This window comes from Bacillus sp. EB106-06-01-XG163 (genome assembly GCF_058791615.1).
This window is the reverse complement of sequence record NZ_JBYTDS010000004.1, coordinates 181073-204505: the sequence shown is the minus strand read 5'-3', so window position 1 is coordinate 204505 and position 23433 is coordinate 181073. Positions and strand designations below refer to the sequence as shown.

General features: G+C 47.2%; 23 protein-coding genes and 1 other annotated feature. Of the genes, 20 read left to right on the top strand and 3 right to left on the bottom strand.

The genetic code is table 11. The annotated features are described in order from the left end of the window. The first annotated feature begins 1 nt into the window (after position 1). The 7 genes from argJ to AC3WTF_RS06935 all read left to right on the top strand — a co-directional run bounded on the left by argJ (position 2) and on the right by AC3WTF_RS06935 (position 8594). On the top strand, positions 2–1219 hold the full coding sequence (argJ, locus tag AC3WTF_RS06965) for a bifunctional ornithine acetyltransferase/N-acetylglutamate synthase (RefSeq protein ID WP_047935587.1): 1218 nt from the start codon (positions 2–4) through the stop codon (positions 1217–1219). A gap of 14 nt (positions 1220–1233) precedes the next feature. Continuing rightward, positions 1234–2010, top strand: a complete 777-nt coding sequence (argB, locus tag AC3WTF_RS06960; protein WP_007409134.1) for an acetylglutamate kinase — start codon at positions 1234–1236, stop codon at positions 2008–2010. Next, complete coding sequence (argD, locus tag AC3WTF_RS06955) at positions 2007–3164, top strand: acetylornithine transaminase (protein ID WP_032866150.1); 1158 nt, start codon at positions 2007–2009, stop codon at positions 3162–3164. Before argB ends, argD begins: the two co-directional genes overlap by 4 nt. A 69-nt stretch (positions 3165–3233) precedes the next feature. Next, positions 3234–4292 carry a carbamoyl phosphate synthase small subunit gene (locus AC3WTF_RS06950; protein ID WP_007409132.1) on the top strand — a complete coding sequence of 353 codons (1059 nt, stop codon included), beginning with the start codon at positions 3234–3236 and terminating at the stop codon, positions 4290–4292. Next, positions 4285–7380, top strand: a complete 3096-nt coding sequence (gene carB / locus AC3WTF_RS06945) for a carbamoyl-phosphate synthase (glutamine-hydrolyzing) large subunit (RefSeq protein ID WP_047935589.1) — start codon at positions 4285–4287, stop codon at positions 7378–7380. The genes AC3WTF_RS06950 and carB overlap by 8 nt, the downstream gene beginning before the upstream one ends. Continuing rightward, positions 7368–8339 carry an ornithine carbamoyltransferase gene (gene argF, locus AC3WTF_RS06940; protein WP_007409130.1) on the top strand — a complete coding sequence of 324 codons (972 nt, stop codon included), beginning with the start codon at positions 7368–7370 and terminating at the stop codon, positions 8337–8339. Before carB ends, argF begins: the two co-directional genes overlap by 13 nt. A 75-nt stretch (positions 8340–8414) precedes the next feature. After that, complete coding sequence (locus tag AC3WTF_RS06935; protein ID WP_003155070.1) at positions 8415–8594, top strand: YjzC family protein; 180 nt, start codon at positions 8415–8417, stop codon at positions 8592–8594. A 36-nt stretch (positions 8595–8630) separates the two neighbouring features. On the opposite strand, the gene AC3WTF_RS06930 is transcribed toward AC3WTF_RS06935, so the two are convergent. Then, complete coding sequence (locus AC3WTF_RS06930; protein ID WP_007409129.1) at positions 8631–8816, bottom strand: YjzD family protein; 186 nt, start codon at positions 8814–8816, stop codon at positions 8631–8633. Positions 8817–9076: 260 nt separating this feature from the next. Between AC3WTF_RS06930 and AC3WTF_RS06925 the strand changes: the two genes are divergently transcribed. The 4 genes from AC3WTF_RS06925 (at position 9077) to AC3WTF_RS06910 (ending at position 11707) form a co-directional block, all read left to right on the top strand. Beyond that, positions 9077–9811 (top strand): hypothetical protein, encoded by a 735-nt coding sequence (locus AC3WTF_RS06925; protein WP_007409127.1) that lies wholly within the window; start codon positions 9077–9079, stop codon positions 9809–9811. A gap of 82 nt (positions 9812–9893) precedes the next feature. Beyond that, positions 9894–10460: a Rossmann-fold NAD(P)-binding domain-containing protein gene (locus AC3WTF_RS06920; RefSeq protein WP_007409126.1), complete on the top strand. Its 567-nt coding sequence runs from the start codon at positions 9894–9896 to the stop codon at positions 10458–10460. Between the two features lie 89 nt (positions 10461–10549). Further along, the gene (locus AC3WTF_RS06915; protein ID WP_007409125.1) at positions 10550–11503 is read left to right on the top strand and encodes a BMP family ABC transporter substrate-binding protein; all 954 of its coding nucleotides are present in this window, start codon (positions 10550–10552) and stop codon (positions 11501–11503) included. A gap of 12 nt (positions 11504–11515) precedes the next feature. Then, entirely contained in the window at positions 11516–11707 is a 192-nt protein-coding gene (locus AC3WTF_RS06910; protein ID WP_007409124.1) for a ComZ family protein, read from the top strand. A gap of 28 nt (positions 11708–11735) precedes the next feature. On the opposite strand, the gene AC3WTF_RS06905 is transcribed toward AC3WTF_RS06910, so the two are convergent. Next, positions 11736–11954, bottom strand: coding sequence for a hypothetical protein (locus tag AC3WTF_RS06905; protein ID WP_007409123.1), 219 nt, complete (start codon positions 11952–11954; stop codon positions 11736–11738). 166 nt (positions 11955–12120) lie between these two features. On the opposite strand from AC3WTF_RS06905, the gene AC3WTF_RS06900 reads away from it, so the two are divergent. From AC3WTF_RS06900 to AC3WTF_RS06860, 9 genes are all read left to right on the top strand, one after another. Next, positions 12121–13059 (top strand): beta-ketoacyl-ACP synthase III, encoded by a 939-nt coding sequence (locus AC3WTF_RS06900; RefSeq protein ID WP_007409122.1) that lies wholly within the window; start codon positions 12121–12123, stop codon positions 13057–13059. Positions 13060–13081: 22 nt separating this feature from the next. Next, entirely contained in the window at positions 13082–14320 is a 1239-nt protein-coding gene (gene fabF / locus AC3WTF_RS06895; protein ID WP_020955629.1) for a beta-ketoacyl-ACP synthase II, read from the top strand. Between the two features lie 82 nt (positions 14321–14402). After that, positions 14403–15188, top strand: a complete 786-nt coding sequence (locus AC3WTF_RS06890) for a DUF2268 domain-containing putative Zn-dependent protease (protein WP_020955630.1) — start codon at positions 14403–14405, stop codon at positions 15186–15188. Between the two features lie 173 nt (positions 15189–15361). After that, positions 15362–16348, top strand: coding sequence for an ABC transporter ATP-binding protein (locus tag AC3WTF_RS06885; RefSeq protein WP_007409119.1), 987 nt, complete (start codon positions 15362–15364; stop codon positions 16346–16348). After that, positions 16345–17334 (top strand): ABC transporter ATP-binding protein, encoded by a 990-nt coding sequence (locus tag AC3WTF_RS06880; protein ID WP_003155053.1) that lies wholly within the window; start codon positions 16345–16347, stop codon positions 17332–17334. The genes AC3WTF_RS06885 and AC3WTF_RS06880 overlap by 4 nt, the downstream gene beginning before the upstream one ends. A gap of 77 nt (positions 17335–17411) precedes the next feature. Next, positions 17412–19040, top strand: a complete 1629-nt coding sequence (locus AC3WTF_RS06875) for a peptide-binding protein (protein WP_007409118.1) — start codon at positions 17412–17414, stop codon at positions 19038–19040. Positions 19041–19106: 66 nt separating this feature from the next. Then, positions 19107–20057 (top strand): ABC transporter permease, encoded by a 951-nt coding sequence (locus AC3WTF_RS06870; protein WP_003155051.1) that lies wholly within the window; start codon positions 19107–19109, stop codon positions 20055–20057. A 21-nt stretch (positions 20058–20078) separates the two neighbouring features. Beyond that, positions 20079–20993: an oligopeptide ABC transporter permease gene (opp4C, locus tag AC3WTF_RS06865; RefSeq protein WP_007409117.1), complete on the top strand. Its 915-nt coding sequence runs from the start codon at positions 20079–20081 to the stop codon at positions 20991–20993. A gap of 147 nt (positions 20994–21140) precedes the next feature. Beyond that, positions 21141–21893 carry a YjbA family protein gene (locus AC3WTF_RS06860; protein WP_047935595.1) on the top strand — a complete coding sequence of 251 codons (753 nt, stop codon included), beginning with the start codon at positions 21141–21143 and terminating at the stop codon, positions 21891–21893. 32 nt (positions 21894–21925) lie between these two features. Here AC3WTF_RS06860 and trpS read toward each other — a convergent pair whose 3' ends face one another. Beyond that, on the bottom strand, positions 21926–22918 hold the full coding sequence (gene trpS / locus AC3WTF_RS06855) for a tryptophan--tRNA ligase (protein ID WP_136803428.1): 993 nt from the start codon (positions 22916–22918) through the stop codon (positions 21926–21928). A 55-nt stretch (positions 22919–22973) separates the two neighbouring features. Next, positions 22974–23185, bottom strand: a binding site (T-box leader). Between the last annotated feature and the right edge of the window lie 248 nt (positions 23186–23433).

Below are 23433 nucleotides of genomic sequence, written 5' to 3'. Positions count from 1 at the left end.
TATGATTCAGCTGAGTGAGGAAATCACGAAAATAAAAGGCGGCGTATCCTCGCCGAAAGGGTTTGAGGCAAAGGGCGTGCATTGCGGTCTGCGCTATTCAAAAAAAGATCTCGGAGCGATTATCAGCGAAGCGCCTGCAGTCAGTGCAGCGGTATATACGCAGAGCCATTTTCAGGCAGCGCCGCTGAAAGTGACGCAAGCCAGCCTGAAAAAAGAGGGTGTGCTTCAGGCGGTTATCGTCAACAGCGCGATTGCCAACGCCTGTACGGGAGACCAAGGATTAAAGGACGCCTATGAAATGCGGGACGGCTTCGCGAGCCAGCTCGGCATTGAGCCGGAGCTTGTTGCGGTTTCGTCAACCGGGGTGATCGGCGAGCTTTTAGACATGAAAAAAATTCAAGCGGGCATTGAACAGCTCGGTCAAGCGCCGTCCGTGTCCGGAGCATTTGAAGAAGCCATTTTGACGACGGATACAGTGACGAAACAGACGTGTTATGAACTGGTGATCGGCGGAGACATCATCACGATCGGCGGAGCGGCGAAAGGCTCCGGCATGATCCACCCCAACATGGCGACAATGCTCGGCTTTGTCACAACGGACGCGGCCGTGGAAGAACAGGCGCTCAAAAACGCGCTCAGAGAGATTACGGATGTTTCATTTAACCAAATCACCGTTGACGGAGAAACATCGACGAATGACATGGTGCTTGTGATGGCAAACGGCTGCGCGGGGAATGATTGCCTGACGGAGCAGCACCCTGACTGGCCGGCTTTTAAAAAGGGATTAAAGCTTGTATGCGAAGACCTTGCCAAAGATATAGCCAGAGACGGTGAAGGAGCGACGAAATTAATTGAAGCCAGAGTCGAAGGCGCGAAAAACAACCTTGAGGCGAATATTATCGCCAAAAAAATCGTCGGCTCAAGCCTTGTGAAGACCGCCGTTTACGGCACAGACGCCAACTGGGGGCGCATCATCGGCGCAATCGGGCACAGTGCGGCAAGCGTAACGGCCGAACAAGTGGAAGTTTTCCTCGGCGGCCAGTGTCTGTTTAAACACAACGAACCTCAGCCGTTTTCGGAAACTGATGCCAAGGAGTACTTATCAGGTGATGAGATTACGATTTCAGTCCGCCTGCAGGAAGGCTCCGGCAGCGGCCGGGCATGGGGCTGTGACTTAACCTATGATTATATTAAAATCAATGCGAGCTATCGCACATAACAAAGGGGAGCGGCATGAAGAAAACGATCGTTTTTAAGTGCGGCGGAAGCGTGATCCGCGAGTTATCCGCCGATTTTTTTCAAAATGTAAAAGAGCTGATGCAATCGGGCTGGAACATTGCCGTCGTCCATGGAGGCGGCCCGGACATTTCAAAAATGCTGAAAACATTGCAGATTGAAACGGAATTTGTCGATGGACAGCGGAAAACGACCAAACCGGTGCTGGAAACAGCGGAAATGGTCTTGTCAGGGACGATCAATAAATTTTTCGTAACCGAACTCGCGAAAAACGGGCTGAAAGCCGCGGGAATATCAGGAAAGGACGGCGGTCTCCTTCAAGCATCCTATCTTAATCAAGACAAATACGGAGAAGTCGGCGAAATACAAAAAACCGATCCGTCAATCATTCACGCATTAATGAAAGAAGGCATCATTCCCGTTATCGCTCCGCTTTCCATGACAAGTGATTTCGAAACGCTGAACGTCAACGCAGACGCCGCGGCATCGGCCGTCGCTTCAGCCTTACACGCCGACAAACTTTTATTTGTCACGGATGTCGAAGGAATTATGGACGGAGAGAGCAGGCTGGATACTTTGACGCCGCAAGAGATTCAGGCCCTCATAGATGACGGCGTGATTTCAGGAGGGATGATTCCGAAGGTAAACTCGGCATTATCGGCACTGAGTGAAGATGTCGAGGAAGTGATGATCGTAAACGGAAAAGGAGCGTTTTTCACCGATCAAGCCTTCCAAGGAACAAAAATTGTCAAAGAAAAGGAGAGCGTGTCATGAGCAGTCTATTTCAAACCTACAGTCGCTGGCCCATCGATATCAAAAAAGCGAAAGGGACAATTGCAGAGGATGAAAACGGAAAAACGTATCTCGATTTTATTCAGGGCATCGCCGTTTCCAATCTCGGCCATTGTCATGATGAGGTCACAGAAGCGGTGAAAGAACAGCTTGACAGCGTATGGCACGTTTCCAATCTGTTTGAAAATGATCTTCAGGAAAAAGCCGCGGCAAAGCTTGCCGAACATAGCGCGGGGGATCTCGTTTTCTTCTGCAACAGCGGGGCCGAAGCGAATGAAGGCGCCATTAAGCTTGCCCGTAAAGCAACGGGAAAGACAAAAATTGTAACATTTCATCAATCCTTTCACGGGCGGACCTATGCGGGGATGGCCGCCACCGGACAAGACAAAATCAAGACCGGTTTCGGACCGATGCTTCAAGGCTTTCACTATCTTCCGTTCAATGATCCGTCGGCATTCAGCACGCTTTCAAAAGAGGATGATATCGCCGCCGTCATGCTTGAGACGGTGCAGGGAGAAGGGGGAGTCAATCCCGTCGATCCGGAATTCATCGAAGCCTTACAGACATTTTGCAAAGATAAACAGGCGCTGCTTATCGCAGACGAGATTCAAACCGGAATCGGCCGGACGGGCAAGGCATTCGGCTATGAGCATTTCGGCATCTCGCCGGACATCATCACTGCTGCGAAAGGGCTTGGAAACGGTTTTCCCGTCGGAGCCGTGATCGGCAAAAAGAAGCTTGGCGACGCCTTTACGCCGGGTACGCATGGTACGACTTTCGGCGGCAATAAGCTTGCCATGGCAGCTGTGAAAGCAACCTTGGACATTGTGTTTCAGCCGGACTTTCTCCAGGCGGCGGCAGACAAAGGATCATTTTTAAAAGCGCAGCTGAACCGTGAACTGACAGGGCCTTTTGTAAAAGAAATCCGCGGAAAAGGGTTATTAATCGGCATTGAATGCGCAGGTCCCGTGTCCGGCATCATCGGAGATCTGCAGGAACGCGGGCTTCTCGTGCTTCCGGCCGGACCGAATGTCATCAGGCTGCTCCCGCCGCTTACGGTTTCTGAAGAAGAAATGCTGTCGGCCGTCAGTATGCTTAAGGCAGCGATCGAAGCGCATTCGGCAGTGAAACGGTAATTTTTTTTCGATATAAAAGTATAAAAATTCATATTTTTAATTAATTATTCATCAAGAGGTGGGCTTTAGATGAAAGGCTATTTAGTATTGGAAGACGGAACATCATTCGGCGGTGAACTTGAAAAAGAAGCCCGCTGTGTTGGCGAAGCGGTTTTTTTCACCGGAATGACGGGTTATCAGGAAGTGCTTACAGACCCGTCATATAAGGGTCAGATCGTCGTCTTTACGTATCCGCTGATCGGAAACTACGGAATTAATGAAAAAGACCTTGAAAGTAAGATTCCTCAAGTCAAGGCTGTTGCCGTCTATGAAGCGTGTGAACATTTTTCTCACCATGAAGCAGTCTCAAGCTTGAGAGAGTATTTAAATAAATGGAACATCCCGCTCTTAACCGAAGTGGACACACGGGCCGTCGTCAAAACCATCCGCTCCGGCGGCACGATGAACGCTGCCGTGTCAACAACAGGAGAAATTCCGGCAGCATCCGGAACAGAAAACCCGGCGGAGCTGGCGCAGTCTGAAGACATCACGTCAATGGGGAATGGAGACCGGCATATTGCGCTGATTGATTTCGGTTATAAAAAATCAATCGCCTCGTCACTTGTAAAGCGCGGCTGTAAAGTAACGGTCATTCCGTATCAGCAGATGAACGCTGTTTACGACATTCAGCCTGACGGAATCGTGCTCTCAAACGGCCCGGGCGACCCGAAAGCGATTGCGCCGTACATGAACCGGATTACATCATTACTCAGTGATTTCCCCGCACTCGGCATTTGCCTCGGGCATCAGCTGATTGCCCTGGCTTTCGGAGGAAATACGTATAAGCTGCCGTTCGGCCACAGGGGTGCCAACCATCCCGTCATTGACCGGAAAACGAAACGGGTGTTTATGACAAGCCAGAACCACAGCTATGTCGTTGATGAAGCATCAATTGACGAAAACGAGCTGTCCATCAGATTTCATCATGTCAATGATACATCAGTGGAAGGGCTCATTCATAAGCGCCTTCCCGTATTAAGCGTCCAGTTCCACCCTGAAGCTCATCCCGGACCGGCTGAGAGCGAGTGGATATTTGATGAATTTCTAGAGAAAGTGATACCAGCAAGGAGAGAAATCGCTCATGCCTAAAGATACAACCATTTCCAGCATATTAGTCATCGGCTCCGGCCCGATCATCATCGGCCAGGCGGCAGAATTTGATTATTCAGGAACGCAGGGCTGCATGGCTCTGAAAGAAGAAGGATACCGCGTTATTCTAGTCAACAACAACCCGGCAACGATTATGACGGATGAGGCGTTTGCCGATGAAATATATTTTGAACCGCTCACAACCGACAGCATCGAGGCCATTATTGAAAAAGAAAAACCAGACGGTCTGCTTGCCAATTTGGGCGGCCAGACGGCATTGAATTTAGCCGTTAAGCTTGAAGAAGCAGGCGTGCTGAAGAAGCATCACGTCAAGCTTTTGGGAACATCGGTGGAAACCATTCAAAAAGGCGAAGACCGGGAGCAGTTCCGCGCCCTGATGAAAGAGCTCGATCAGCCCGTTCCGGAAAGCGAAATCGTCGACAACGAAGAAGACGCCCTCCGTTTCGCTGAGTCTATCGGATTGCCGGTCATTCTGAGACCGGCGTACACGTTAGGCGGAAAGGGAGGCGGAATCGCGAAAACGAAAGAAGCGTTTCAGACGCTTATTAAACAGGCGCTGTTAGCAAGCCCGATCAGCCAATGCCTCGTCGAAAAAAGCATCGCCGGTTTTAAAGAAATCGAATATGAGGTCATGCGCGACAGCAATCATACATGCATCACCGTCTGTAATATGGAAAACATCGATCCCGTCGGCGTGCATACAGGGGACTCCATTGTCGTCGCACCGTCCCAGACGTTAACGGATGAAGAATATCAGATGCTGCGTTCAGCAAGCCTGGCGATTATTTCGGCGCTGGATGTGGTCGGCGGCTGCAACATTCAATTTGCGCTGGATCCGTTCAGCAAACAGTACTATGTCATTGAAGTGAACCCGCGTGTCAGCCGCTCTTCAGCTCTCGCGTCAAAAGCGACCGGCTATCCGATTGCCAAAATGGCGGCGAAACTTGCCGTCGGCTATACGCTTGATGAACTGAAAAATCCGCTGACGGGCTCTACTTATGCAAGCTTTGAACCGGCGCTTGATTATGTCATCGTCAAATTCCCGCGCTGGCCGTTTGATAAATTTAAACATGCCGACCGCACGCTCGGAACGAAGATGAAAGCGACGGGAGAGGTCATGGCGATTGAAAGAAATATGGAAGCGGCCATTCAAAAAGCGGCGGCCTCCCTTGAGCTGAAAACGATCGGCACCCGCCTGCCTGAACTCGGCGGCTGTACGATCAATCAGCTGTGGGAATTAGCGGTAACGCCGGATGACCGGAGATTTTTCGTCGTCATGGAGCTGTTAAGCCGCGGTGAAACGATAGAAGACATCCATGCCAAAACGAAAATTGACCCGTTTTTTCTCCATGTATTCCGAAATATCATCACATTGGAAAACAAGCTGATGGAAGAAGGGGATCATCTGTCACTGCCGCTTTTAAAGCAGGCGAAGGTAAAAGGCTTCACGGATGTCATGATCGCATCTCTCACGGGAAAAACGGAAGAAGACATCCGTGCTCTCAGAAAGAAATCAGGCATCGTCCCGTCGTTTAAAATCGTAGATACATGCGCCGCTGAATTTGATGCCAAGACGAATTATTTCTACTCCACCTACCTCGGGGAAAGCGACGGAGATATCAGCCGAAAAGAGAAAAAACGCGCCCTCATCATCGGCTCAGGCCCGATCCGCATCGGTCAGGGAGTGGAATTTGATTACAGTGCCGTCCACGGCGTTCTGACCCTGCAAAAGCTGGGGTATGAAACGATTATGATCAATAACAATCCGGAAACAGTAAGCACGGATTATGAAATCGCTGACCGGCTTTATTTTGAACCGCTGACGACAGAACATATTTTGAACGTGGCGGAACATGAAAACATTGATTTTGCCATCGTCCAGTTTGGGGGGCAGACCGCGATCAATGCCGCTGAACCGCTGGAAAAAGCGGGCATTCCGCTGCTCGGAACATCCTTTGAAACCCTTGATGCGCTGGAGGATCGGGATCTGTTTTATCAGCTGCTTGATGACCTTGACCTGAAACATGCCAAAGGCGAAACCGCTTATTCAAAAGAAGAAGCAACGGAAAAAGCAAGCCGAATCGGCTACCCCGTGCTGATCCGTCCGTCTTATGTCATCGGTGGGATGGGCATGATCATCGTTGATTCAGAAGCGCAAATGTCAGAACTGCTGGAAAATGAAGCGGGCATGCCGTATCCGATTTTGATCGATCAGTACATTACAGGAAAAGAATTGGAGATCGATCTGATTTCCGACGGACATGAAGTATTCGTGCCGACTTACACAGAGCACATTGAACGCGCCGGCGTCCATTCGGGCGACAGTTTTGCGATTCTTCCGGGTCCGTCTGTCACACCTGATATGCAGCGGAATATAAGAGAGGCCGCCGAAAAAATCGCGGTAAAACTGGCTTTTAAAGGCATCATGAACATTCAGTTTGTCATTGATGACAAAGGGGATATTCTCGTTCTTGAAGTGAATCCGCGGGCAAGCCGCACGGTTCCTGTCGTGTCTAAGGTGATGGGGGTGCCGATGATCCCGCTTGCCGCCAGATTGCTGGCCGGCGCTTCCCTTAAAGACATCAAGCCCGAGGTTCAAAATCAGCACGGAACGGCAGTGAAATTCCCGGTTTTTTCTTCGCACGCCATTCAGGATGTGGACGTAAAGCCCGGGCCGGAAATGAAGTCGACCGGAGAAGGCATGTGTGTCGCGTTTGACGCAGAAAGCGCCCTGAAAAAAATCTACGCGCACGTCTGGGAGAAAAAAGGCAGCATCTATCTGGAAGGCTGTGATGCGGAATTGGAACGTCAGGCTCAAGAGGCGGGATTTACCGTATGCAAAGATGCGTTCCCGGCATGGGCAGAGCGAAAGGATAAAGCGGTCCATATCAATTTCAATCACTCTGAAGAAGCACGTAAACAACGGATTGAAGCCATGACGCACGGTGTGACGGTCTTTACTGAACCGGAAACCGTAAAGGCATTTTTAGCAAGCGGCTCCGGCAAAACTAAGCCTGTATCGCTCAAAGATCTTTATCAAAAGGAAGTGGCATCATGCACACAATAAAAGCGGAACACACATTAACCCATTTGTACGGCAAAGATTTTCTTTCCTTAAAAGATGTCAGCCCGTCAGACATCAAAGCGCTTCTGACAGAAGCTTCATTATTAAAACAACATCCGATACAGCCGATTTTCCAAGGGAAAACATTGGCGATGATTTTTGAAAAATCTTCAACCCGCACACGTGTGTCTTTTGAAGCGGGAATGGCCCAGCTCGGGGGAACGGGACTATTTCTTTCAAGCAGCGACCTGCAGCTTGGGCGGGGGGAGACGGTCGCGGATACGGCGAAGGTGCTGTCCGGCTTCGTTGATGCCATTATGATCCGCACCTTTGAGCATGAAAAAGTCGAAGAGCTTGCCGAGCATGCAGACATTCCCGTCATAAACGGGCTGACCGACCGGTATCACCCGTGTCAGGCACTCGCGGATCTGTTAACGATACAAGAAATAAAAGGAAAACTGAAAGGAGTAAAAGCCGCCTATATCGGTGACGGAAATAATGTGGCGCATTCACTTATGATCGGCTGCGCAAAAATGGGCTGTGACATTGCGATTGCTTCGCCGAAAGGCTATGAAGTAGAGGAAGAGGCGGTGAATGCCGCGAAAGAAGCGGCGGCTGTTTCCGGAGCGAAAATCACCCTTACCGAAAATCCGCAGGAAGCGGTGCGGGATGCAGATGTGATTTACTCCGACGTCTTCACGAGCATGGGGCAGGAGGAAGAGACGCAGCAGCGGCTGAATGTGTTTGCCCCGTATCAAGTCAACGCCTCACTCGTCAGTCTCGCAAAACCCGACTATACATTTTTGCATTGCCTGCCCGCGCATCGGGAAGAAGAGGTCACGTCCGAGATTATCGACGGTCCGAACTCTGCGGTATTTCAGCAGGCGGAAAACCGGCTTCACGCGCAAAAAGCGCTCCTGAAAGCTCTTCTTTACAAACAGGATGAACAAAAAAACCGCTGAATCTCATTCAGCGGTTTTTGATATTTCTCCGCATACAAGCGCATACTACATAAAAAAGAAAAAGGAGGAAATGACGTGGGACAGCAGCATCAATTCCGCCCGGGACAAAAAGCGCCGAATAACGGTGTGTACGTTGAAATCGGCGAAACGGGAAGCATGGTCAAAAACCCGCAAAAAATCAAGCTTACGGTGGGGGAAATGTTCCCTGAAACTTCAAACCACAACAGATTGTGGACGTATCAACGAAAACCGTGAACACAAAAAAACCTGCTGAATAGCAGGTTTTTTTATTTAATGCTGGCTTGCATCCTGTTTGACAGGCATGATCTCCGCAAGAACAAAGACTAGCACCGCAATAACCACGGCAATAACGGATGATTGCTTGAAGTTGTACGCCGCGCTGTTCATGGAGGCGACCAAATAACAGGCCATATGTGTTAAAAGGAACGTCCAAATAAAACCGATAATAAACCGCACGTTTCCACCTCGTCCTTCATTTTATTCTACGTTGTATCATACCATACATAAAGCGCGGGCGGAAGGTCATTTTCTCATCAAAAAGCGCGCCTGAAACTGACATTTGCCCGCCTGTCCGGCCGTCTGATGGAAAATTCGGTTCCTGTGCTCGGGATAATAGCCAAAACATAGCAGCAAATAGGAGTTTATCCGATCCGTTTTCATTCTTCTTACATATGATAGCCAATAGAGAGATTAGGGGTAAAAGGAGGCGGGCAGGCATGGGGATTACGGAAAGATTTTTCCAATTCGGATCTGAGCTGAACGTCATCCATCTGCCGTATCGGCCGAATGGCTTCTGTATCTTTATTCTGGGGGACAGAACCCACTTTGTCAGCCGGGACTCAAGCTTTTGGCTCGAACATGAAGGGAGAAACCAGCTGTTAAATACGATGCTTGACAGAGGATACACCATTTTTAACAGCAATTTATACGGACGGCATTGGGGTTCGGAAAAAGCCGTCCTTTACGCCAGACAGCTGATTCATTATGTGCTGAAACAAGAAATCCTCAATCCGAAAATACACTTGCTCGCAGAAGGCATGGGCGCCCTTATCGCCGATCAATTGCTGCAGTCTTCAGCGGAGCATATCCGTTCAGCCGCAATGTTAGATCCTTGTCTTGACCTTCAAGCCCATTTTGAATCAGAGAAAGAAAATAAGTTTTTTTATAAGCAGTTTCTGAGGGAAACGGCACAGAGCTTCGGTGTTTCTGAAAAAGAGGCAAGCTCACTGAGCTATCAGACCATTACCGGCTGCCGCACCCGCGTGCCGGTACATATATGGCAAAGAACGACCGGAGCGCCGTACCCGTACACCCTGCATGCGAATGCGTATAAAGAAGCCCGGGAAAAGACCGGAAGCAAGACTGATATCACGTATCACCTGCTTGAGAACCCTGCGCGTATGTACAGAGCCATCTGCCGGTTTTTCCGCAGTCATGAAAAAGACCTGTAATGAATAGAATACAACAGCCATCTCTTTTCAGAGGGCTGTTTGGCTTGTGTGCGAATGAAAAACCGGAAAGGCGGCAGATGTGATGAAGACAGCGCTGATCATTGGAGCAGATGAATTTCTCGGCCTTTCATTGTGCGAACGGTTGATGGATGAGGGTGTGCATGTTGATGTCATTTTGGCAGAACCGGAGGACAAAACGAGGCAGCTGTATTTAGAAGAACGTTTAATGTGGCTCGCGAGAAACGGGCTTTTTCAAATAATAGATGAAATCGGTGAAAAGGAATACGATCGTATCTGCGTTCAATACGGGAGCGGGTGTCTGCCTGAAGAAAGGGCTGAGCCTTTATATTGGATTGTTTACAGTGAGGATCACGGAGACTGGGAAAAAAACGGTCAGCGGGATACGGCAAAAGCGATTATCCTTCCTCCCCTTTACGGTCCGTGGACAGAAGCAAAAGAAGATGGCGAAAGCAGGATCTTTTTAGAAGACGCAGTCTGCGGGCTGATGAATCAGCTTGAGGCATACGGCACAGAAGACGAAAATCAGATTATTACCCTGGAAATAAAAGAAAAAACGCAAAAAACGGAAGCGGAAGAAAAAATTAAAGAATGGAAAAGACAATTTTCATCAATATTCGACATTTTTTAAGAAATACCTTCCATGTTATGTGCATTACCGCTACAATAAACGTATATCAATTATACATGTTATGAGTTTGAAAAGGGGTTGAACATGGCTTGATCACCAGGCTTGTCATGATCTTTTCTGTCCTCCTTTTATTGAGCGGATGCGCACAAACTCCGTTTAAAGGAAAAATTGAGAAGGTCGGAATGCTTTTTCCCGATACTATCAGTGACTTGGTATGGGGCACAAAAGGTTACAAAGGTTTATTAGCGATACAATCTGAATTTAACGTTGACGTTTATTATAAAGAAAATATCAGATCCGATGAAGATATTTTAAAAGCGATAGATGATTTTCATAAAAAAGGAGTCAATCTTTTATACGGGCACGGAAATGAATACGAGGAAATCTTCAATATGATCAGCAAGGATTATCCCGACATGGAATTCGTCGTCGCAAACGGAACGGCGAAAAGCGATAATGTCACAAGCGTTCATCTTATGGGAGAAGCAATGGGTTTTTTCGGGGGAATGACAGCCGCCCATATGTCAAAAACCAATGAGGTCGGCGTCATCGCCTCCTTTTTGTGGCAGCCTGAAGTAGACGGCTTTATCAAAGGGGCGAAATATGAAAAGCCTGATATCACCGTCAATACTGAATTTACGGACCACTGGGATAACGGCAATGAAGCGCTGCATCTTTACGAGAAGTTAAAAGCGGAAGGCACGGATGTTGTATATCCGGCCGGAGACGGGTATAATGTTCCTGTCATTCAGCAAATCAAAAAAGACGGGCTTTACGCCATCGGCTATGTCGCCGAGCAATCGAATCTCGGCAAAAACACGGTGCTGACAAGCACGGTGCAAAACGTAGATAAAGCCTATACATTAATTGCCGAGCAATATAATAAAGGTACGCTCAAGAGCGGAGATCACAACTTTGATTTCAGGGAAGGAGTCGTTGAAATGGGGACGTTCAGCCCTCTGGTGGACAAAGCATTTCAAGACAAAATCTCAGACCTTGTAAAAACGTATAACCGAACAAATGAACTGCCGTCAAATGAATAGAGGTGGATACACATGCAGCATGAAAAGTCTCTTGAATTTATGCAGATCGCGATGAAATACCTGCCGGAAGCAAAGGCGGAGCTTGAGAAATCCGGCATAGATCTGTCTTTGGAAATGATTCAGCCGTTTATGGACCTGTTTACATCGGTCATGGCGGAAGCGTATGAGCTTGGCAGATCTGATGCCGGGGAGCTGAATAAATAAAGAGAGCCACTTTTCATGAAGTGGCTTTTCACATGATTTTTTTCTTTATAGCGGACACCATCGGCGCGAAGTCTTTAAATACAGGCTTTAATTGATCCAGAGAGTTCATGATGGACCCCAGCTGATTCATCACGTGGTTGTAATCGATCTCTTCTTCGTTTTCAGCCTGAGGCTGCTCCGGGTTTTCTTCCGGTTCTTTATCCCGGTCTCTGGAATCGCCGAACATCATTTTGGAGAAAATATCCATAGTGAAGCCTCCTTTCGTCTTCCTTTTATTCTATGAGGAGCAGCGTCCGATAGTTTAGACGAATATATTGCCAACAGAAAAAAAATAGGGTAGAATTAGTACCTGATACTAATAATTGATCATAACTAATTAGTTTTAAATTCATTATAAAAAAGGAGTCTTTCCAATGAAAGCTGGAATTCTTGGCGTCGGCCGTTACATCCCGGAAAAAGTGCTGACAAATCATGATCTTGAACAAATGGTAGATACATCGGACGAGTGGATTCGTACGAGAACAGGTATAGAAGAAAGAAGAATCGCCGCGGAAGATATGTATTCATCCGGCATGGCCGCTGAGGCTGCGCAAAAAGCGCTTGATCAGGCCGGCATTTCCGCTGAGGAGCTTGATATGATCCTCGTGGCGACGGTTACTCCTGACCAGTCCTTCCCTACCGTTTCCTGTATGATACAAGAGAAGCTCGGGGCCAAAAAAGCGTGCGCGATGGATATCAGCGCCGCATGTGCGGGTTTTATGTACGGTATCGTAACCGCCAAACAATTCATTGAATCGCAAACATACAAACATGTCCTCGTGGTCGGCGTGGAAAAGCTCTCAAGCATTACCGACTGGGACGACCGCAATACGGCTGTGCTGTTCGGAGACGGAGCCGGAGCGGCGGTCATCGGACCGGTCAGCGACGACAGAGGCATACTGTCATTTGAGCTCGGAGCAGACGGTACAGGCGGTCAGCACTTGTACTTAGATGAAAAAGGACATACAATCATGCATGGAAGAGAAGTTTTCAAATTCGCCGTCCGGCAAATGGGTGAATCGAGTGTAAATGTCATTGAAAAAGCCGGCCTCTCCAAAGAGGACGTAGACTTTTTGATTCCGCATCAGGCAAACATCCGCATCATGGAAGCGGCACGGGAACGTTTGGAGCTTCCGGTTGAAAAGATGTCTAAAACAGTCCATAAATATGGAAACACATCCGCAGCATCCATTCCGATTTCATTAGTAGAGGAACTGGAAGCAGGCAAAATTAAAGACGGCGACGTCATCGTCATGGTCGGTTTCGGCGGAGGATTGACATGGGGCGCCATAGCAATACGCTGGGGACGATAAAAAAAGGTGAGGTGCACACAAGATGAGTAAAAAAAGAGTAGTCGTTACAGGGCTTGGAGCCCTGTCTCCGCTTGGAAACGACGCCGAAACAAGCTGGAAAAATGCAATCGGCGGCGTATCCGGAATCGGACCGATCACACGTGTGGAATCGGACGAGTATCCGGCGAAAGTAGCTGCTGAACTGAAAGATTTCAATATTGAAAATTACATGGATAAAAAAGAAGCGCGAAAAATGGACCGCTTCACGCAATATGCTGTCGTAGCCGCGAAAATGGCCGTTCAAGATGCCGGTCTGAACATCACAGACGAGATCGCGCCGAGAGTCGGCGTTTGGGTCGGGTCCGGAATCGGCGGTCTTGAAACGCTTGAATCCCAATTCGAAATCTTCCTGACAAAAGGGCCGAGACGGGTCAGCCCGTTCTTTGTTCCGATGATGATTCCGGATATGGCGACAGGCCAAATCTCAATCGCTCTCGGAGCAAAAGGAGTCAACTCCTGTACGGTGACGGCATGTGCGACGGGAACGAACTCTATCGGTGACGCGTTTAAAGTCATTCAGCGCGGCGATGCCGATGCGATGATTACGGGCGGAACGGAAGCGCCGCTGACAAGAATGTCATTTGCGGGCTTCAGCGCAAACAAAGCCCTTTCTACAAATCCTGATCCGAAAACGGCAAGCCGCCCGTTTGATAAAAACCGTGACGGCTTTGTCATGGGAGAAGGCGCGGGGATCGTCGTGCTTGAAGAGCTTGAGCATGCCCTTGCCCGCGGTGCGAAAATCTACGGGGAAATTGTCGGCTACGGCTCAACGGGTGATGCCTATCACATTACCGCGCCTGCCCAAGACGGAGAAGGCGGTGCGAGAGCGATGCAGGAAGCAATCAAAGATGCGGGCATCAAGCCTGAAGAAATTGATTACATCAACGCTCACGGCACAAGCACGTACTACAATGATAAATACGAGACAAAAGCCATTAAGACCGTTTTCGGTGATCATGCGTACAAGCTCGCCGTCAGTTCGACAAAATCAATGACGGGTCATTTGTTAGGCGCTGCCGGAGGAATTGAAGCAATCTTCTCCGTCATGGCCATTAAAGACAGCATTATCCCGCCGACGATTAACATCGAAACACCTGATGAAGAGTGTGATTTAGATTATGTACCGGACAAAGCGCGCGAGCAGGATGTCAACATCGTTCTCAGCAACTCGCTCGGCTTCGGCGGACATAATGCCACTTTGATCTTTAAAAAATATCAATAATACAGTTTTGACCGGCTGCCTGAAAAAGGTGGCCGGTTTTTTTGTGTGTGCATATGATAACAACAAGAGGAGGCGAACCGGTATGAGCGTCAAGCAGACATATCAATGGATGGAAAAGGCGGCATCCGTAAATGATCTGGCCCCGCATCTTTTGCCGCTTTTTGCAGGGGCCGATAAGAAAGAGTGGAAGCCGATACTCGGGATGCTGCAAAACCACGGCATGTTCCGCCATTTGAAGGACGGCGTTAGGACCAGTAAACGGCTGAAAGAAAAAGGATGCTACAGCCATATTCAAAAGGAGGAAGCCTATTTAAAGGAGAAGTGGAACGGGCCGGACGTGCCGATCGTAGTTTTGCCCGTCGATGAACGAAACCGGAAAATCCGTCAGGAATTCGGATCAAAATCCGGTCTGGCCTTTCGGGACAAAATGTTCCTCTTTCTATCGTCGGATAGTTCCAATTCAGCTGTATCCGCCCTTATGACACATGAATATAATCACGTCTGCCGGTTAGAACATGTGACAAAGGACGAAAAAGACGAGACATTTCTTGATACAATCATGATGGAGGGGCTGGCAGAATATGCTGTATATGAGCGGTTCGGCTCAAGTCTTACGGCGGAATGGACGTCCTACTATACGCCTGAGCAGCTTGATTTTCTGTTTGAAAAAAGAGTCAAGCCGAACCTCCGCTTAACGAGAGACAGCAGAATGTTTTCCCAGCTGTTATACGGAAAAGGATACTTCCCCTCAATGCTCGGCTATGCCGTCGGATTCAATATAGTAAAAAAATATTTAACCGGCCATCAAAAAACAGTAAAAGAAGCATTGGCCATCCCTTCAAAAACCTTTCTGGAGGCAACGCTTTAATAGATTAAAAGAATGGAAATTATTTAAGGATATTACATTTATCCTAAAAAATTCTTGCTTTTGTAATAATGATGTAATAATATACAACTATAAAATTTTTCGACTATTCTATATTTTGTGATAGCGAAACGTATGTTTCCCTCTGCTTCAGCGGAATGAGAAAGGGGCGTATCATGAGCACACTATTAGAAGTGAATAATTTAAAGACCTATTTTTTCAGAAAGAAACAGCCGATCCCCGCAGTCGACGGGGTTGATTTTCACATTAACAAAGGCGAAACCGTCGCTCTTGTAGGAGAATCCGGCTCGGGCAAAAGCATCACCTCGCTTTCTATTATGGGACTTGTCCAAGGCTCGGGCGGAAAAATTATGGACGGCTCGATTAAGCTTGAAGGCAGGGACCTGGCCTCCTTCACCGAAAACGAATATTGCAAAATCCGCGGAAATGACGTCTCTATGATCTTTCAGGAGCCCATGACTTCCCTGAATCCGGTGCTGACCATCGGCGAACAAATTACCGAAGTGCTTGAATACCATAAAAAAATGAATAAAAAAGAAGCGGCTAAAAAAGCCGTTGAGCTTCTGGAACTCGTCGGATTCTCCAGAGCGGAACAAGTAATGAAAGAATATCCGCACCGTCTTTCCGGAGGGATGAGACAGAGGGTGATGATCGCCATTGCGCTCAGCTGCAATCCGAAGCTTCTGATCGCTGATGAGCCGACGACGGCGCTTGATGTGACGATACAAGCCCAAGTATTGGAGCTGATGAAAGACCTCTGCAAAAAATTCGATACTTCCATTCTGCTGATCACTCACGATTTAGGTGTGGTTTCCGAAGCCGCCGACAGGGTGATCGTGATGTACTGCGGACAAGTCGTAGAGAGCGCGAGTGTGGAGGACTTATTTTTAAACCCTCTTCATCCGTATACCGAAGGGCTGTTAAACTCCATACCGGTGATAGATGGAGAGATTGATACATTAAAAGCGATCAAAGGCAGTGTCCCGACACCGGATAATCTTCCGGAAGGCTGCCGATTTGCCCCGAGGTGTTCAAAAGCGATGGACAAATGCAAAACAGGGCAGCCGGAGCTGATAACGCATGAAAGCGGCCGTTCTGTAAGATGTTTTTTATATGAGGAAGAGGGTGCCCAATCAAAATGACAGCTGCAGGCCAAGAAACGATTTTAGAGCTGAAAGACGTAAAAAAATATTTCCCGATCCGCTCCGGTTTTTTTCAAAGGAAAGTCGGTGATATAAAGGCTGTTGACGGTGTTTCTTTTTCACTGAAGCGCGGGGAGACGCTCGGCATCGTCGGTGAATCAGGATGCGGCAAATCAACGGCGGGAAGGACGATGATCCGTTTATACAAGCCGACAGACGGCCGGATTCTTTTTAAGGGGCAGGATATCTCCGGCTTATCTGAAGAAAAGCTGAGAAAAAGCGTCCGCAAAAACATCCAGATGGTCTTCCAAGATCCCTTCGCATCCCTTAACCCGAGGAAAACGCTGCGTTCCATTATTAAAGAGCCGTTCCAGACTCACCATATGTACAGCATGAGCGAGCGGAACGAGCGAGTGGAGGAGCTGCTGGCGAAAGTCGGCCTTCACCCGAGCTTTGCAAACCGCTATCCGCACGAATTTTCCGGGGGGCAGCGCCAGCGGATCGGGATTGCGCGGGCTCTGACGTTGAATCCCGAGCTGATTATTGCGGATGAACCCGTTTCCGCACTCGATGTCTCCATTCAGGCCCAGGTCATCAATCTGATGGAAGAACTGCAGGATGAATTCAACCTGACCTATTTGTTTATTTCTCATGATTTGAGTGTTGTCCGCCATATCAGCGACAGAGTCGGCGTCATGTATCTGGGAAAAATGATGGAGCTGACCGATAAACACGAGCTGTACGGCAATCCGCTTCACCCTTATACGCAAGCGCTTTTGTCTTCAGTGCCCGTCACGAGAAAAAAAGACGCCGTCAAGCGGGAACGAATCATCCTGAAAGGAGAACTGCCAAGCCCGGCAAACCCGCCGAAAGGCTGCGTGTTCCACACGCGGTGCCCGATGGCCAAACCGATCTGCAAGGAACAAATCCCGGCATTTGAAGAAGCCGCTCCCGGCCATTACGTTGCCTGCCATTTATATGCCTGAAATGACAAGCATCGAGAGGGGGTATGCCGGATTACATAACCAGTTTGCTGCATATATATCACAAAGGGGGAATTGATATGAAATTACGTAAAAGCGCACTGATGATGCTAAGTGTTTTTATGGCGTTTGCCATCTTCCTGTCAGCCTGCTCCGGCTCAAAATCCACAAGCACCGAATCCAAACCGGCAGGAAAACCGCAAAAAGGCGGAGATTTGGTTGTCGGGTCAACCGGGGAACCCACACTTTTTAATCCACTTTATTCTACTGATGTTGCAAGTTCTGATATTGAAGGAATGCTTTACAGCACATTATTGGAAACTGATGAGAAATTAAACGTCAAGCCGTCGCTGGCTGAAAAAGTAACAGAAGCTGACGGGGGATTAACGTATGATGTAAAACTGAAAAAAGGCGTAAAATTCCATGATGGAAAAGAGCTGACGGCCGATGATGTTGTTTTCACCTACAGCATCCCTCTTAACAAAGATTACAACGGTGAGCGTGGCTCGGGTTTTGAGTCCCTTAAATCCGTAACGAAAAAAGGAAAATATGAAATTCAGTTTAAAATGAAGAAAAAAGATGCCTATTTCTATAATGTCGTTCTCGACAGTTACGGCATTTTGCCTAAACATATATTGGGTAAGGTCCCGGTTGCAGATCTGGGAGAGAATGAATTTAACCGTAAAAATCCAATCGGCTCCGGTCCGTTTAAGTTTGTTGAGTGGAAAAAGGGCGAGTATGTCAAACTGGAAGCAAATGATGATTACTTTGGCGGCAGACCTTACCTTGATACAGTGACAGTAAAAACAATACCTGATTCTAACGCGGCCGTGGCTCAGTTAAAAGCGGGGGATATTGATTTCTTCGTTGTGCCGGGCACAGATTTTGATACGGTTAAAACGTTTGGAAATGTGAAGGTCAAATCTGACCTTGGCTTAAACTACAGCTATATCGGCTGGAATGAGAAAAAAGAGATCTTTAAGGACAAAAAAGTGCGTCAGGCATTGACTTACGCTCTTGACAGGCAGGCAATGGTGGATCAAGTGCTGAATGGAGACGGTAAGGTAGCGGATGTTCCTGAGAGTCCGCTGTCATGGAATTATCCGAAGTCTAAAGTGCCGACATTTGATTATAATCCGAAAAAAGCAAAGCAGCTGCTAAAAGAAGCCGGATGGGAAGACCATGACGGTGACGGCTACCTTGATAAAGACGGAAAAAAATTCTCATTTGAAATTAAAACGAATCAAGGCAATAAAATTCGTGAAGATTTAGCTGTTGTCGTTCAGCAGCAATTAAAAGAAGTGGGAATCGAGGCTAAACCGCGAATTGTTGAATTCAGTGCGTTAATCGAACAGACAAGTGCCCCTAATTGGGATTACGACGCTCTTCTTCTCGGATGGAGTCTTGCAACGTTCCCGGATCAGTTCTCTATTTTCCATTCAAGCCAATCGAAAAACGGGCTGAATAATATCTGGTATAAAAACCCGAAAGTCGATAAGCTGCTTGAAGAAGCGAAGACAATTACAGACAGAAAAGAATACCAAAAGAAGTATGAAGAGATATACAAATTGATTGCTGAAGATCAGCCGTACAGCTTCTTATTCTATTACAATTACCACAGAGCGATGCCGAATAATTTACAAGGCTATGTATTCCACCCTAAAAATGACTTGTACAATATTGAAAAATGGTGGCTGGATCAAAAATAGCAAAAGCCCTGGAGAGGGAAGGAGGTTCCTTTCCTCTCTTATCCTATTTAAAAAGGGGACAAGAACATGGTTACATATATTTTACGGCGAACATTAATGTCCTTGCCGATTCTCTTAGGCATTACAATTTTGTCGTTTGCCATCATGAAAGCAGCGCCGGGAGACCCGATGTCACTTATGATGGACCCTACAATCAGTCAAGCGGACAGGGCAAAATTCATTGAAAAATACGGGTTGAATGATCCGGAACCTGTTCAATATGTGAAATGGCTGGGGAATATGCTGCAAGGGGATTTCGGGACTTCTATCGTCAAGAAAGGCACTCCAGTTTCTGAACTTATCTTATCCCGCTTACCGAATACGATTGTGCTTATGCTTTTCTCAACCCTTGTCGCTCTTCTTATTTCTATTCCATTTGGTGTTCTGTCAGCGAAACGTCCTTATTCAAAATTGGATTACGGGATAACTGTTACTTCATTTTTAGGGCTTGCCATTCCGAATTTTTGGTTCGGTTTGATTTTAATCATGGTTTTATCTGTAAATCTGGGGTGGTTTCCCACTGGCGGAGTAAGCACTTTGAATGCTGACTTTAACATATTTGACCGATTGCATCACTTGATTCTGCCTGCTTTTGTGCTCGCTACGGCAGACATGGCAGGGATAACGAGATACACAAGATCCAGTATGCTTGATGTGTTAAAACAGGATTATATACGAACGGCGCGTGCGAAAGGATTCCGAGATAATAAAGTAATTTTTAAACACGGTTTGAGAAACGGACTTCTTCCTGTCATCACTATTTTTGGTCTGATGATACCGTCATTTATCGGGGGAGCGGTAGTGGTAGAACAGATTTTTACTTGGCCGGGTCTCGGTAAATTGTTTATTGATTCAGCCTTTTCGCGGGATTATCCGGTTATCATGGCCATGACGGTCATTTCAGCTGTTTTGGTTGTGGTGGGGAATTTAATTGCGGACATCTTATATGCGCTGGTTGATCCCCGCATTGAATATTAACAAAGAGAGGTGAGAGGTCAAATGTTACAGCCAAATACCGGCACACCCCCCAGCGAAGTAAAATTAAAGGAAAATATTCAATCCAAACCGGAAACAATGACGAAGATTTTTTTCGAAAAGTTCTTTCAAAATAAACTAGCTGTAATCGGAGCCGTTATATTAACCATCATCATCTTGTCAGCCTTATTCGCTTCGGTAATCGCTCCTTACTCTCCGGAGAGTCAATCTCTTATCAATCGTTTGAAGCCGCCGAGCTTAAAACATCTAATGGGAACTGATAAATTCGGAAGAGACATCTTTACGAGGGTTCTGTACGGGGCGCGCGTCTCCTTGCTTGTCGGATTCGCTTCTGTGATCGGCGCGATTACAATCGGGACAGTTGTCGGAGCCGTTGCCGGATATTTTAAAGGGATTGTCGATGCCGTTCTCATGAGAACCGTTGATATCGTATTATCCATACCTGATATATTTTTGCTTATTACACTTGTTACGATTTTCCAGCCCGGAATGGATAAATTAATTTTAATTTTCTCCCTTACAGGCTGGACAACAACGGCACGTCTTGTCCGAGGGGAGTTTTTATCGCTTCGTTCCAGAGAGTTTGTATTAGCTGCAAAGACGATCGGTACAAAAAATCATCACATCATCTTTTCTCATATATTGCCGAATGCGCTCGGACCGATTATTGTCTCAGCCACATTAAAGGTGGGAACGGTTATTTTGGCGGAATCTACATTAAGTTATCTCGGTTTCGGGATTCAGCCGCCGATCGCAAGCTGGGGCAATATGCTTCAGGATGCACAGAACTTTACGCTTATGATTCAGGCTTGGTGGTACCCGTTATTCCCAGGGTTGTTGATTCTTCTTACCGTATTGTGCTTTAACTTTGTCGGAGACGGGCTGCGTGATGCGCTTGATCCGAAAAATGTGAAATGATCTCCCGGACGGAACGGGAGATTTTTTTGTTGCGATGCAGTCGGAAATCCAGCTCCGTAATGCGGAAATCTCATATTGAAATGGAATAATTTATCTATCCCTTGCCTATACTGTGGACAACAGTTTTTATAAAGTGAGGGGTCGAATATGTTATTTCTTCATGATGTATGGGTCAATTGGTTTGAAGGGGAAGAAAACGGCTACAATGTATGCCATTTTCACGAATGGCGGAAGGAAGACACGGTTGAACTTTTGGATCAGACGCCGCTGCTCAGAGTGCCGTCGGTATTATTTCATTACATAGAAAACGACTTATCAGAGCTTCCGAAAGAGCTGCTTGACCAAGTCCACCAAAAGTCATACGTGCGAAAAAATCATGAGCGGACAAAGCTGGAGTATTGTTTTGTCGTGACAGACGGGATCGGCATCATTGCCGTGGATACGATCGGGTATACCATTCCGGTCAGAAAGAGCCGCCTGATTCCGAGACAGGAGCAGCTTGTTTATGAAATGGTAAAGGATGTAGAACCGGAATCGTTTCAATTTAAGCCGGCGCAATTGGAGTCTTCAAAGGAATATCACATTTTGTCATTGGCGCCGGAGCACGTCAGAGGGCTGACGAGAAAAGAGCGGCAGATCAAGCAGCTGATGTTTATGGCGCTCGACCAGCTGAAAGGGCTGAAAAACCGTGCGGAAATTGTGTATTGGTACACGGAGTGGAATCCGCATATGTACGAGCAGATCAAACGGATGAGCTTTGAAGAGATTTGGGACATGCTTTACAATGAAACAATTGAAGGCTGGTCAGATAAACATCTTGCGTTCTGTGAAAATTTGATTAAAGGGCAGCCATTTTTCGAAAAGCTTTGGGAAATGGAACAGGAATCAAAAGTGAACTAAAAAAGAGGCGGGGATTCTCCCGCCTCTTTTCTTTATCTTCTTTTCCGTCCGAGACCCATGGCGTTTTCCATTTTCTTTACCATTTTGCCGGCCGTTTTGTTTGCGCGCTCCGCCCCTTCGTCGAGAATGCGGTCAAGTTCGTCGCTCTCAATTAATTCACGGTAGCGCTCTTGGATCGGTGTCAATGCGCCGATAACGACTTCGGCTAAATCGCTTTTGAATTCACCGTACCCTTTGCCTTCATATTTAGCTTCTAATTCTTCAATTGATGTGTTTCCTAAAATAGAATAGATCGTCAAAAGATTAGAAACGCCCGGTTTGTTTTCTTTATCATACTTTACAATGCCTTCAGAATCAGTTACGGCGCTCTTGATTTTCTTCTCGAGCTGCTTCGGTTCATCAAGCAGCGTGATGAATGCCTTTTGGTTCGGATCTGATTTGCTCATTTTTTTGAGCGGATCAGCCAGTGACATGATGCGCGCGCCTGATTCAGGAATTTTCACCTCAGGAATCGTGAAGATGTCATTGTATTTTTTATTAAAGCGTTCCGCCAGGTTGCGGGTCAGTTCAAGATGCTGTTTTTGATCTTCTCCGACCGGAACAAGATCCGTTCCGTACAGTAAAATATCGCCGGCCATCAGCGGCGGATAGGTTAACAGTCCTGACACGACGGCTTCTTTGCCCTTTGACTTATCTTTAAATTGCGTCATCCGCTCAAGCTCGCCGATATATGCGACGCATTGGAGCATCCACCCCGCCTGGGCATGAGCGGGAACCTCCGACTGGATAAAGAGGGTCGCTTTCTCGGGATCAAGTCCGACGGCCAGGTAAAGAGCCGCGAGATTGCGGATGTTCTTCCGCAGCTCAAGCCGATCCTGCGGAACCGTAATCGCATGCTGATCGACAATACAGAAGTAGCCGTTGTAGTCATGCTGCAAATCAACAAATTGCTTCATTGCGCCGATGTAGTTGCCGAGGGTAACGGAACCGCTCGGCTGAATGCCAGAAAAAATCGTTTTCTTCATAGTTCTTACCTCATTTCTTAAAACATAATAAAAAAAGCCCATTCTTCCCGTAGAAAAAAGGGACGAATGAACCGTGGTGCCACCCTGATTATTCCATTACAATGGAATCGCTCGAGACGTTGGTAACGGAGGCTGCTCCGGCTGGGCCTACTAACGTTCGGTCAGCTGCTCAGAAGTCCATTCCACATCGCCCGTTACCTGCTCCCAGCACCGCAGACTCTCTTCAAACGGATGAAAATGTGTACTACTCTTCATCATCGCAATCACAACAAATGTATTTGATTGATCTATTATAAATCAATTATAGCCAAATGTCATCAGAGGAATACAAGCTTATTTCCAGTTTGCTTTAGGGGTGGAAATCCTCAAAAAGAACTGAAAATGCTTAAATGATAACGCATATCAACATTTCGTATAACGAATATTATATGTAAAAAGCAATATGAACTGGAAATTACAATAAAAAAATTTAGTTAGGTCATGCTTTAAACTATAGAAGTGTATCACCTTTTTGA

Bases quoted from the DNA above. Each gene is read 5' to 3' on its own strand.
- argJ (WP_047935587.1), top strand. From the start codon at position 2: ATGATTCAGCTGAGTGAGGAAATCACGAAAATAAAAGGCGGCGTATCC.
- argB (WP_007409134.1), top strand. From the start codon at position 1,234: ATGAAGAAAACGATCGTTTTTAAGTGCGGCGGAAGCGTGATCCGCGAG.
- argD (WP_032866150.1), top strand. From the start codon at position 2,007: ATGAGCAGTCTATTTCAAACCTACAGTCGCTGGCCCATCGATATCAAA.
- AC3WTF_RS06950 (WP_007409132.1), top strand. From the start codon at position 3,234: ATGAAAGGCTATTTAGTATTGGAAGACGGAACATCATTCGGCGGTGAA.
- carB (WP_047935589.1), top strand. From the start codon at position 4,285: ATGCCTAAAGATACAACCATTTCCAGCATATTAGTCATCGGCTCCGGC.
- argF (WP_007409130.1), top strand. From the start codon at position 7,368: ATGCACACAATAAAAGCGGAACACACATTAACCCATTTGTACGGCAAA.
- AC3WTF_RS06925 (WP_007409127.1), top strand. From the start codon at position 9,077: ATGGGGATTACGGAAAGATTTTTCCAATTCGGATCTGAGCTGAACGTC.
- AC3WTF_RS06920 (WP_007409126.1), top strand. From the start codon at position 9,894: ATGAAGACAGCGCTGATCATTGGAGCAGATGAATTTCTCGGCCTTTCA.
- AC3WTF_RS06910 (WP_007409124.1), top strand. From the start codon at position 11,516: ATGCAGCATGAAAAGTCTCTTGAATTTATGCAGATCGCGATGAAATAC.
- AC3WTF_RS06905 (WP_007409123.1), bottom strand. From the start codon at position 11,954: ATGGATATTTTCTCCAAAATGATGTTCGGCGATTCCAGAGACCGGGAT.
- AC3WTF_RS06900 (WP_007409122.1), top strand. From the start codon at position 12,121: ATGAAAGCTGGAATTCTTGGCGTCGGCCGTTACATCCCGGAAAAAGTG.
- fabF (WP_020955629.1), top strand. From the start codon at position 13,082: ATGAGTAAAAAAAGAGTAGTCGTTACAGGGCTTGGAGCCCTGTCTCCG.
- AC3WTF_RS06890 (WP_020955630.1), top strand. From the start codon at position 14,403: ATGAGCGTCAAGCAGACATATCAATGGATGGAAAAGGCGGCATCCGTA.
- AC3WTF_RS06885 (WP_007409119.1), top strand. From the start codon at position 15,362: ATGAGCACACTATTAGAAGTGAATAATTTAAAGACCTATTTTTTCAGA.
- AC3WTF_RS06880 (WP_003155053.1), top strand. From the start codon at position 16,345: ATGACAGCTGCAGGCCAAGAAACGATTTTAGAGCTGAAAGACGTAAAA.
- AC3WTF_RS06875 (WP_007409118.1), top strand. From the start codon at position 17,412: ATGAAATTACGTAAAAGCGCACTGATGATGCTAAGTGTTTTTATGGCG.
- AC3WTF_RS06870 (WP_003155051.1), top strand. From the start codon at position 19,107: ATGGTTACATATATTTTACGGCGAACATTAATGTCCTTGCCGATTCTC.
- opp4C (WP_007409117.1), top strand. From the start codon at position 20,079: ATGTTACAGCCAAATACCGGCACACCCCCCAGCGAAGTAAAATTAAAG.
- AC3WTF_RS06860 (WP_047935595.1), top strand. From the start codon at position 21,141: ATGTTATTTCTTCATGATGTATGGGTCAATTGGTTTGAAGGGGAAGAA.
- trpS (WP_136803428.1), bottom strand. From the start codon at position 22,918: ATGAAGAAAACGATTTTTTCTGGCATTCAGCCGAGCGGTTCCGTTACC.